Origin of the sequence: uncultured Pseudoflavonifractor sp. (genome assembly GCF_944387805.1) — a bacterium.
Lineage (GTDB): Bacteria > Bacillota > Clostridia > Oscillospirales > Oscillospiraceae > Pseudoflavonifractor.
This window is the reverse complement of the sequence record NZ_CALXGI010000085.1, coordinates 1-9,587: the sequence shown is the minus strand read 5'-3', so window position 1 is coordinate 9,587 and position 9,587 is coordinate 1. Positions and strand designations below refer to the sequence as shown.

The 9,587-nt window shown below is 62.1% G+C and carries 9 protein-coding genes; 4 read left to right on the top strand and 5 right to left on the bottom strand.

Annotation, left to right across the window (positions count from 1 at the left end; genetic code table 11):
* Positions 1-68: 68 nt before the first annotated feature.
* Genes Q0K06_RS13190 through Q0K06_RS13175 form a run of 4 tightly spaced genes read right to left on the bottom strand, consistent with a single transcriptional unit; the run spans position 69 to position 1,868 of the window.
* Positions 69-971, bottom strand: coding sequence for an RluA family pseudouridine synthase (locus Q0K06_RS13190; protein WP_294553400.1), 903 nt, complete (start codon positions 969-971; stop codon positions 69-71).
* 8 nt (positions 972-979) lie between these two features.
* Positions 980-1,447 carry a hypothetical protein gene (locus Q0K06_RS13185; RefSeq protein ID WP_294553397.1) on the bottom strand — a complete coding sequence of 156 codons (468 nt, stop codon included), beginning with the start codon at positions 1,445-1,447 and terminating at the stop codon, positions 980-982.
* 2 nt (positions 1,448-1,449) lie between these two features.
* On the bottom strand, positions 1,450-1,668 hold the full coding sequence (locus Q0K06_RS13180; RefSeq protein ID WP_294553395.1) for a hypothetical protein: 219 nt from the start codon (positions 1,666-1,668) through the stop codon (positions 1,450-1,452).
* Positions 1,665-1,868, bottom strand: a complete 204-nt coding sequence (locus Q0K06_RS13175; protein WP_294553393.1) for a helix-turn-helix transcriptional regulator — start codon at positions 1,866-1,868, stop codon at positions 1,665-1,667. The genes Q0K06_RS13180 and Q0K06_RS13175 overlap by 4 nt, the downstream gene beginning before the upstream one ends.
* Before the next feature lie 188 nt (positions 1,869-2,056).
* Here Q0K06_RS13175 and hemW point away from each other — a divergent pair, with 188 nt between their 5' ends.
* The gene (hemW, locus tag Q0K06_RS13170) at positions 2,057-3,286 is read left to right on the top strand and encodes a radical SAM family heme chaperone HemW (protein WP_294553390.1); all 1,230 of its coding nucleotides are present in this window, start codon (positions 2,057-2,059) and stop codon (positions 3,284-3,286) included.
* Between the two features lie 118 nt (positions 3,287-3,404).
* Positions 3,405-6,587, top strand: a complete 3,183-nt coding sequence (locus tag Q0K06_RS13165; protein ID WP_294553388.1) for a phosphodiester glycosidase family protein — start codon at positions 3,405-3,407, stop codon at positions 6,585-6,587.
* A gap of 41 nt (positions 6,588-6,628) precedes the next feature.
* Here Q0K06_RS13165 and Q0K06_RS13160 read toward each other — a convergent pair whose 3' ends face one another.
* Complete coding sequence (locus tag Q0K06_RS13160; RefSeq protein WP_294553385.1) at positions 6,629-6,973, bottom strand: helix-turn-helix transcriptional regulator; 345 nt, start codon at positions 6,971-6,973, stop codon at positions 6,629-6,631.
* 163 nt (positions 6,974-7,136) lie between these two features.
* Between Q0K06_RS13160 and Q0K06_RS13155 the strand changes: the two genes are divergently transcribed.
* Positions 7,137-7,637, top strand: a complete 501-nt coding sequence (locus tag Q0K06_RS13155; protein WP_294553382.1) for a GGDEF domain-containing protein — start codon at positions 7,137-7,139, stop codon at positions 7,635-7,637.
* 270 nt (positions 7,638-7,907) lie between these two features.
* Entirely contained in the window at positions 7,908-9,464 is a 1,557-nt protein-coding gene (gene rny, locus Q0K06_RS13150) for a ribonuclease Y (RefSeq protein WP_294553403.1), read from the top strand.
* Positions 9,465-9,587 lie beyond the last annotated feature (123 nt).

The following is a 9,587-nucleotide window of genomic DNA, read 5'->3' as shown; positions in this document are numbered from 1 at the left end:
TAGGGGTATTGTCTGTATTATGCCCTTATAGGGCTTAATCAAGCCTCCGGCTTAGCCGGAGGTTGTGACTATTCTTCCGGCACCAGAGCCGCCATATCCTGGGGGAGAGGGGCGGCAAAGGTCATGGAAGCGCCGGTGATGGGGTGGGTGAACGAGAGCTCCGCCGCATGGAGGGCGGGGCGGGGGATAAGAGAGGGGTCCTCAGTGCCGTAGAGGAAATCCCCGGTGAGGGGATGGCCCACATGGGCCAGGTGAACCCGGATCTGGTGGGTGCGTCCGGTCTCCAGCTCCAGCCGAAGCAGGGCGCGGCCGTCCCCGGTCCGGAGAGTCCGGTAGCGGGTGACAGCCCGCTGGCCGTCAGGCCGAACGGTGCGGGCCAGTACGGAGCCCTCCAGCCGGCCGATGGGAGCGTCAATGACGCCGGATGGCGGCTCCGGGACGCCCTCGCACACCGCCAGGTATATCCGGCGGAAGGCGGGGGTATGAAGCTGGAGCCTGAGCGCCTCCTGGGCGTGGCTGTGGAGGGCCACCAGCAGAAGTCCGGAGGTGCCCCGGTCCAGCCGGTGGACCGGGTGGAAATCCGCCAAAATCCCCTGCTTTCTGTAATAATCCATCAGAAAATTACCGATTGTATCGAAATGATGGCCCGGACCGGGGTGGACCGCAACGCCGGGGGCCTTGTTGAGCACCAGCACATCCTGGTCCTGATACACAATGTCCAGGGAGCCTGGAGCGGGGACAACGGCCCCGGATACCGCCGTGTCTCCCACCACCACGGACAGCAGCTGCCCGGTCTGCACCCGGTCCCCCGCCGCGGCCCGGACACCGTCCAGCAGAATGCCGGCCTCCAGCCGCTTTGCCCGCCGGATGACTGTCCCCGACAGGGCCAAAGGGCCCCGGAGAAGGGCGTCCACCTTCCAGCCCGCCTGCTCGCTGGTCACCGTAAGGGAGAGGCGGCGGGGGGAATGCATGTCCGCCCTCACAGCTTGCGGTTATAGTAGGCCATGGAGGAGAGAAACACCACAAAAAACACCGCGGCAGCGGCGATGAGGGTGAGGAACACGGTGAAATTCACCGCAATGGATACCATCATGGCCACGTAAATCAACACAATGAGCACCAGAGAGGTGAGGGCTACAGCCCGGCGGGTCACCTCATGACCGCGCTCATCGGTCTCCTTGATCTCGGAGGCGCGCAGTCGCTTGGGGTCTTTCATGGTGCGCCGGGTACCGATGAGACCGACCGCGCCGCAGGCGGCCACACCGGTGCCGAAACCGGCATAAAAGCCCATGGCCCTCTCGGGCAGGGGCGCGCCGACAGCGGCCATGACAAAGCCGGCGCAGGCGGCAGCCAGACCCAGAACGATGCACAGCCCAAAAAGCCAGCAGCGGCGGCGGAGCACCGCCATGTAGTCGCCGTAACCGGCGGAAAAGAGACGAAGCAGCATGGTTAAAACCTCCTCAAAATGTTGCTTTTCCAGGCGCGGAGCGGACGGGCCAGGGGAGCGCGCAGGAAGAGCCCCCAAAGGCCCAGAGCTGCCCCTGCGCCGCACAGAAAGGCGCAGGCTCCGCCGGGCAGCAGGGAGAGGCGTTCACCGGCAGTTCCGGCGCAGAACAGCAGGACACCCAACCGGAACAGAGGGGTCAGGAAATGGCTGGGGCGGTTCATGTCTCATCCTCCTCAAATACAAACAGCTCTTCAATGGTCAGGTGAAAGTATTGGGCCAGCTTGTGGGCCAGCAGTAGGGAGGCGTTGTACCGCCCGTTCTCCAGAGAGATGATGGTCTGCCGGGTGACCCCCACAGCCTCAGCCAGTTCCTCCTGGGTGATCCTGCCCGCCTTTCGCAGCTGGGCGATGCGGTTCTTCAAAGAATACATCCCTCCTCGCAGAAAAGTAAAGCTCGCTTTACGATAAAAGTATAGCACACTTTACATGAAAGTCAAGGACAACCGGAAAAATTCCCACTGTCCGGAAAATTCACATTTCCACCCTTGAGTGAGGGGGGCGGAGAGGGTATAATACCTAATTTAGAAACCAAGGAACGAGGTGCCCCTCTATGATGGAAAAGCTGGGTATTTACATCCATATCCCCTTCTGCCGCAGCAAGTGCGACTACTGCGACTTTTACTCCCTGGCGGGGCGGGAGGACCGGATGGACGACTACCAGAAGGCCCTGCTGGCCCACATTAAGGAGACGGCGCCCTTCGCCAAGGGGTATCAGGTGGATACCATCTATTTTGGCGGCGGCACTCCCAGCTTTTATGGGGAGAAGCGGATTGTTGAGCTGGTGCGGGCGGTAAAGAAGCGGTTTGACGTGAGCCGGGAGGCCGAGGTGACCATGGAGGCCAACCCGGACAGCGTGGACATGAAAATGCTGCGGCATCTCCGCCGGGCCGGGGTGAACCGGATCTCCCTGGGGGCCCAGACCGCCTGCGACCAGGAGCTGCGGGCCATCCACCGGCCCCACACCTTTGCGCAGACCTGTCAGGCGGTGGCCGCCGTCCGGGAGGCCAAGATTAAAAATCTGTCCCTGGACCTGATTTACGGCCTGCCTGGCCAGAACATGGCCTCCTGGAAGGAGAGCGTAGAGCAGATTCTGGCACTGAAGCCGGAGCATCTGTCCTGTTACGGGCTGAAGGTGGAGGAGGGCACCCCCCTCTGGCACCGGGTGGCCCGGGGGGAGATCCTGCCCGACGACGATGCCCAGGCAGATATGTACCTGTGGGCGGTGGATCGCCTGGAGCAGGCAGGCTACCGCCAGTATGAGATTTCCAACTTTGCCCGGTGCGGCTTTCAGTCCCGGCACAACCTGAAGTACTGGATGGGAAAACCCTACCTGGGCCTGGGTCCCGGCGCCCATTCCGACTTCGGCGGACGGCGCTACTCCTTTATCAAAGACCTGGACGGCTATATCGCCGGCGTGCTGGAGGGGGGCACGGTCATTGACGAGTCTGAGATAATTCCCAAGCGGGAGCGGGGCGGGGAGTATCTGATGCTCCGCATGCGCACCACCCGGGGCATTGAGGAGTGGGAGTACCGCCGGCAGTTCTATATGAACTTTGAGCCCATCGAGCAGAAGCTGGCCGAGTTCGAGCACTACGGCTGGGCCGCCCGGCAGGACACCCGCTGGCACTTCACCCCTCAGGGGTTTCTCATTTCCAATCAGCTCATCGGCGAGCTGCTGGAGGTGCAGGAAAAGGCGGCGCTGTCTGAACTGCTGCCCAAGGCACAGGCGGCCTTTGGAAAGAAAAAGCCGGGAGACGAGGGGAAAAAGCCGGAGAACTGACGAAAAAATTTAGTATTGCCAGGAGAAGGATTGTTTACAATAGAGAAAGATTATGTTAACATAATAGGACATAAGCCCAACAAACGCAGCGCGTAACCACGCATGACAGGAGGAGATCATGAAGTCAATTCGCAGACGCACCATTGCTTTGACACTGGCTGCCGCCCTGGGGCTTGCCCCGGCGGCGTGGGCCTCTGAGGCGCTGGGACATGATATACAGACCGGGACGGTGAGCCTGTCCGAGGGCACTGAGCTGACGCATCAGATTTTCTGGAGCGATACATACTCGGACCTGCGGACCGAGCGGTATTTCACCTATACGCCCAACAGGAACGTGACCCCTGTGGTGGCCTACGGCGATGAGATCACCAGCCGGGAGACCCTCACCTCTATGGCCCAGCGGCTGGAGGAACAGGGCAAGCGGCTGGTAGGCGGCATCAACGGCGACCTGTACGTCATGGCCACCGGCGAGCCCCTGGGCGCGGTCATTACCGACGGCGTGCTCCGCTCCGTACCCGGCACCACCAACCAGGGATACTATGCCGTCGGCTTCCGCAGCGACGGCACCGCCTTTATCGGAAAGCCCGACCTGACGGTAACAGCCACCTTCCACGACACCACCTTCCAGGTGACCGGCGGCATCAACAAGGTCCGCCTCAGCGACGGCATGGTGCTCTTCACCGAGGATTTCGGCGCCACCACCCAGAATACCCAGCCCGGTATCGACGTGATTCTTACCCCTGTGCTGGACGACGTGGGGGAGAGCGTGGACGTGGATCTGGACGTGTCCGAGGAGAGCCAGGAGGCGGCGGAGAGCGGCGCGTCCTCCGCCGCGGACGGGGATATCACCGGCTCCGAGGACCTGACCACCGGCGCCCAGACCGGCAGCGAGGCCGACCCGGCCAAGGAGGTCAAGGGTACCCTGACCCAGAGCGGTGAGCTCATGATCGGCAGCCGGGTGACTTACAAGGTGGAGCAGGTGCTGGAGTCCACCGGATCCATCGCCATCCCGGCAGGCAAGGCGGTTTTGTCCATCAACAACCAGGCCAACTCCTACTGGCTGTCCAATGTGAAGAGCCTGAAGGCGGGGGACCTGATTGACATCGACGTGACCAGCACCGAAGCCATCTGGCAGGAGGCCGACCAGCTCATGGGCGGACTGTACAAGCTGGTCACTGCCGGCAAGGTGGAGACCAGCCTGCCCTCCGGCCAGACGGCCTACACCGCCGTGGGCGTGAAGGCCGACGGCACCGTGATTTTCTACACCATCGACGGCAAGCAGTCCGGGTACAGCGTGGGCGCTAGCCTGACCCAGGTGGCCATGCGCCTGGTGGAGCTGGGTTGCGTGGACGCCATCAGCCTGGATGGCGGAGGCTCCACTACCATCGGCGCCACCTATCCGGATGAGGACAGCCTCTCCGTCCTCAACAAGCCCTCTGACGGCAGCCAGCGGGCCAACAGCGTAGCCCTCTTCCTGACCACCGATCTGAAGCCCACCGGTGAGCTGGGCAGCTTCTACGTGACCCCCAGCGAGTCTCTGGTGCTCTCTGGTGCCCAGGTGCAGCTCACCGCCACCCCGGTGGACACCTCCTACTACGCCATGGACACCACAGTCCCCGTCGCCTGGTCCATCCGCAATGGAGACGGCTCGGTGGACACCAACGGCCTCTTTACCGCCGGCAGTGAGAGCGGAACCACCCAGGTCACCGCCACCAGCGGCGCGGCCAGCGGCTACACCACCATGACCGTGGTGAAGAAGCCGGACAGCATTACCCTTACCAGCGAGGCCAGCGGCGCGGCCATGACCTCCGTCAACCTGGAGCCGGGGGGCACCTTTGATCTGAAGGCCAACGCAGTCTACCGCACCCTGGCCCTCACCTCCCAGGACACCTGCTACACCTGGACCCTGGATCCGGCGGTGGGCACAGTGGACGCAAATGGCGTGATTACCGCCGGCGACAAGACCGCCAGCGGCAGCCTGACCGTCTCGGCGGGTGGGACCACCGTGACCATCCCCGTCACTGTGGCCGGCCATGTGAAGCTGCTGGAGAACTTTGAGGGCGGAATTACCTCTGTGGGGGGCACGGCAGCCGTCCAGCTCAGCCAGGAGACCGCCTCCGACTACGTCCGCAGCGGCGGCGCCAGCCTCCGGGTGGACTACGACGCCCAGACCGCCGGCACCGCCAGCCTGACGACCACCCTGTCCATCGCCGAGGGGGAGAAGTGGCTGAACCTGTGGATTTACGGCGACGGCTCAGGCAACAGCCTGACCGCTACCATTGCCGACCGGCAGGGCGTCACCAGTGAGGTGGCCCTTACCAGCCTGAACTTCACCGGCTGGAAGTATGTCTCGGCCCAGCTGCCCGCCAACGCCGCCGCCGTCCGGTCCTTCAACTTTATTTACAGCGGCGGAGCGAGCACCAGCGGCACGGTGTACCTGGACCAGATCACCACCTCCAACGAGGCCATTCAGGACACCGTCAGCCCCACAGTGTCGGTCAATCTGTCCGGCGGCATCACTGCCGTGGTGTCCGACGACGTGGACAAGCAGTTTGACAAGAGCCAGATTACCCTGACCTATGACGGCAAGGCCATGGACTTCACCTGGAACGCCGGCACCTCCACCCTGACAGCCGCCCTGCCTGCCGCCGGCAGCGGCCTCCATCGGGTGACGGTCACTGTGTCCGACGCCTCGGGCAACCTGGGCCGGGGCAGCGCCACCCAGAGCGCCGCAGGGACGGCCGCCGCCGTCTTTACCGATACCCAGGGCCATTGGGCGGCCAGCTATGCCGACTACCTCTACCAGCAGGGCATCACCACCGGCGTACCCAACGAGGCAGACGGAACCCTCCAGTTCCAGCCCGACCGGACCATCACCCGGGGTGAGTTCTTCGCCATGGTGGCCCGGTGGCTGGGGGTGGATATGGACCAGTACAGCAGCGTAGAGCTGCCCTTTGTTGACGCGGCCCAGATTCCCGACTGGGCCCTGCCCGGGGTCAAGACCATGTACGCCCTGGGGTATCTGAAGGGGAGCAGCGACGGCGCGGGCAACCTGAGCGCCAACGCCTCCGCCACCATCAGCCGGGCCGAGGCCATGACCATTCTGGGCCGGGTCCAGGCCCAGGGATTTGCCCAGGCTGAGCTCGCCTTTGACGACGCAGCCAGCGTGCCAGACTGGTCCCTGGCCTATGTCAGGACCCTGGTGGCCCAGGGGGTTATCAGCGGCTACGACAACAAGATTATGCCTGCCGATCCGCTCCGCCGGGGCGAGGTGGCCAAGATGCTCTTTACCATGACCTGATAAAATGAAAAAACTCCCTGCCGGAAACGGTAGGGAGTTTTTTACAGCACAGACTGCTTTTTTCCGCTGGTAATGAAGCACTCGGCGTCGGCCAGGGCCTGCAGGGTCTCTCTGCCCCGCCCGTCCATAGTCCGGTAACGGGAGAGCAGGCGGCGCTCCTCCGGTGTAAAGGAGTGCTGAAGCTCCGGCACATCAGTTCTGCCAAAGAGATAGTCCAGACTAACCTGATAGTAATCAGCTAAAATGACCAATGAGTCATAGCTGAGCTGACGCTTTCCAGCTTCATAGAGTGCATAGGCTGAGCGGGAAATATTCAACAGTCCGGCAATCTCAGACTGCGTTTTTCCGTGGGACTGCCGCAGAACACGCAAACGCTGGCCCAGCATGTGTTCACCTCCCGCCTGTATGAAAAATTATAACGTCAGATGTGGATAAGAGACAATCAAGGTTTCAATATGTATCAAAATAAGAAAAAATATTCATTTGAAAGTTGACGAAGAGACAAAACGAAACTATAATAGAGCAAAAACATAGAACGGAGGACACCACGTGGACAGAGCATGGAGAAAGTGGGCGGTTGCATGCGGATTGGGAACGGCGGCGCTGTGGGGACTCATGGCCGCCGCCTCCCGCCGTACGATGGCGGCGGCAGACTGGCTCACCGGCGCGGAAAACCGGGCGGCCTTCCGGCATGCTCTGGGGCGGAAAAGGCCTGCCGGAGGGCTGGTGCTGGCCAAGCTGTGGGGAATGGAACAGGTCAACCAGACCAGGGGCTACCGCGTGGGGGACGAGACCATTGCCCGAGCGGCGGAGTCGCTGCGTTTGGCCTGCGGCGCCGGCAGTGTCCTCTACCGGATCGGCGGGTGTACCTTTGCGGCAGTGATGCCCAGGGGGGATGGACCCGCCCCGGATCAGGCGGCAGCCCGCAGCGCCCAGGTCTATGGCTCCGGCCGGGCGGGAGAGCGGCTGATGGTCAGCTGGGCGGCAGGGCCGGGCAGCGTACGGAGACTGTTCCGGCAGGCCGATACGCGGCTGCGCCAGGCGCTGTAACCTCAGTGCGCGGGCACTCAATTCTGCGGCAGGAGGCCAAAGCGGCCTTCTGCCGCATTTTTCCGCCTTTTTCACTTTTTGTCGAGTACGAATTATCTTGACAGGAATGGGCGGCGGCACTAAAATAGACTAGGTATAGTTTTTGAAAAGCAGCAGGGGTAGCTTTTCAATTTTTGTGCGGAATGGACAAGCAGCGCCAGCTCCGCCAATGCCATGAAACAACTGACTTTATACATACTAAGAAAGTAGGAGGTGTGTTCAGCCCTTATGATGGTACCCATTTGGATGCTAATTGTGGGAATTGTCGTCGCGCTGCTGGCCGGCGCGCTGATAGGCTTTGCCCTTGGCGTCAAGTGGCGCAAGCAGGTCGCCGAAAAGGAGATCTCCAGCGCCGAGGAAGAGGCCAAGCGGATTATTAACGAGTCCATCAAGAGCGCCGAGAGCAAGAAGCGGGAGGCGCTGGTAGAGGCCAAGGAGGAGATCCTCAAGGCCCGCAACGACTTTGAACGGGATCAGAAAGAGCGCCGGGCCGACCTGCAGAAGCAGGAGCGCCGGCTCCAGCAGAAGGAAGAAACCCTGGACCGCAAGACCGAGAACATGGAGAAAAAGGAAGAAGTTCTCCAGACCAAGCTCACCGAGCTGGAGGCAGCCCGGGAGGAGGTCGCTACGGTCAAGAAGTCCCAGATGGAGGTTCTGGAGCGGATCTCCGGCTTTACCGCCGAGGAGGCCAAGGCTTATCTCATCAACCAGCTGGAGACCGAGGTTACCCACGAGTCCGCCATGAAAATCCGGGAGATTGAGGCCCAGTTTAAGGAAGAGGCCGACACCAAGGCCAAGGAAATCCTGTCCCTTGCCATTCAACGCTGCGCAGCCGACCACGTGGCCGAGGCCACCGTGTCGGTTGTTCCCCTGCCCAATGACGAGATGAAAGGCCGCATCATCGGCCGCGAGGGCCGCAATATCCGCACGCTGGAGACCATGACCGGCGTAGATCTCATCATTGATGATACCCCCGAGGCCATTACGGTCTCCTGTTTTGACCCTGTCCGCCGGGAAATCGCCCGTATCGCCCTGGAAAAGCTGATTCAGGACGGCCGCATCCACCCCTCCCGCATTGAGGAGATGGTGGAGAAGGCCAAGCGGGAGGTGGACGCCACCATCAAGGCCGAGGGCGAGCGGGCTGTGTTCGAGACCAACGTCCACGGTCTCCACCCGGAGCTCATCAAGCTGCTGGGCCGCATGAAGTACCGCACCAGCTACGGCCAGAACGTGCTCAACCACTCCATCGAGGTCTCCCACCTGGCGGGCCTGCTGGCCGCCGAAATCGGCGCCGACGTGACCCTGGCCAAGCGGGCCGGCCTGCTCCACGATCTGGGCAAGTCCATTGACCACGAGGTGGAGGGCTCTCACGTCCAGATCGGCGTGGAGCTGGCCCGGAAGTACAAGGAGAACGAGGACGTCATCCACGCCATTGAGGCCCACCACAACGATGTGGAGCCCCGCACCATTGTGGCCTGCCTGGTGCAGGCGGCCGACGCGGTATCCGCCGCCCGGCCCGGCGCCCGGCGGGAGAATCTGGAGAACTATATTAAGCGCCTGGAGAAGCTGGAGGAGCTTACCTCCTCTTTCCCCGGCGTGGAGAAGTCCTTCGCCATCCAGGCGGGCCGGGAGGTCCGCATTATGGTGGCGCCCGAGAAGGTCAGCGAGGACCAGATGGTGCTCCTGGCCCGGGACATTGCCAAGAAGATCGAGGAAGAGCTGGAGTACCCCGGCCAGATCAAAGTGAATATGATCCGGGAGACCAAGGTTGTGGAGTACGCCAAATAAGTCTCCCCACAGCAAGAGAAAAAAGGAGCGCGGCGGCTGCCGCGCTCCTTTTCTGTTGCTTAAAGAACCACTGGGTCTGCCAGTGGATAAAGAGCTTATAGCTATGGACAAAAAAAGGACTCC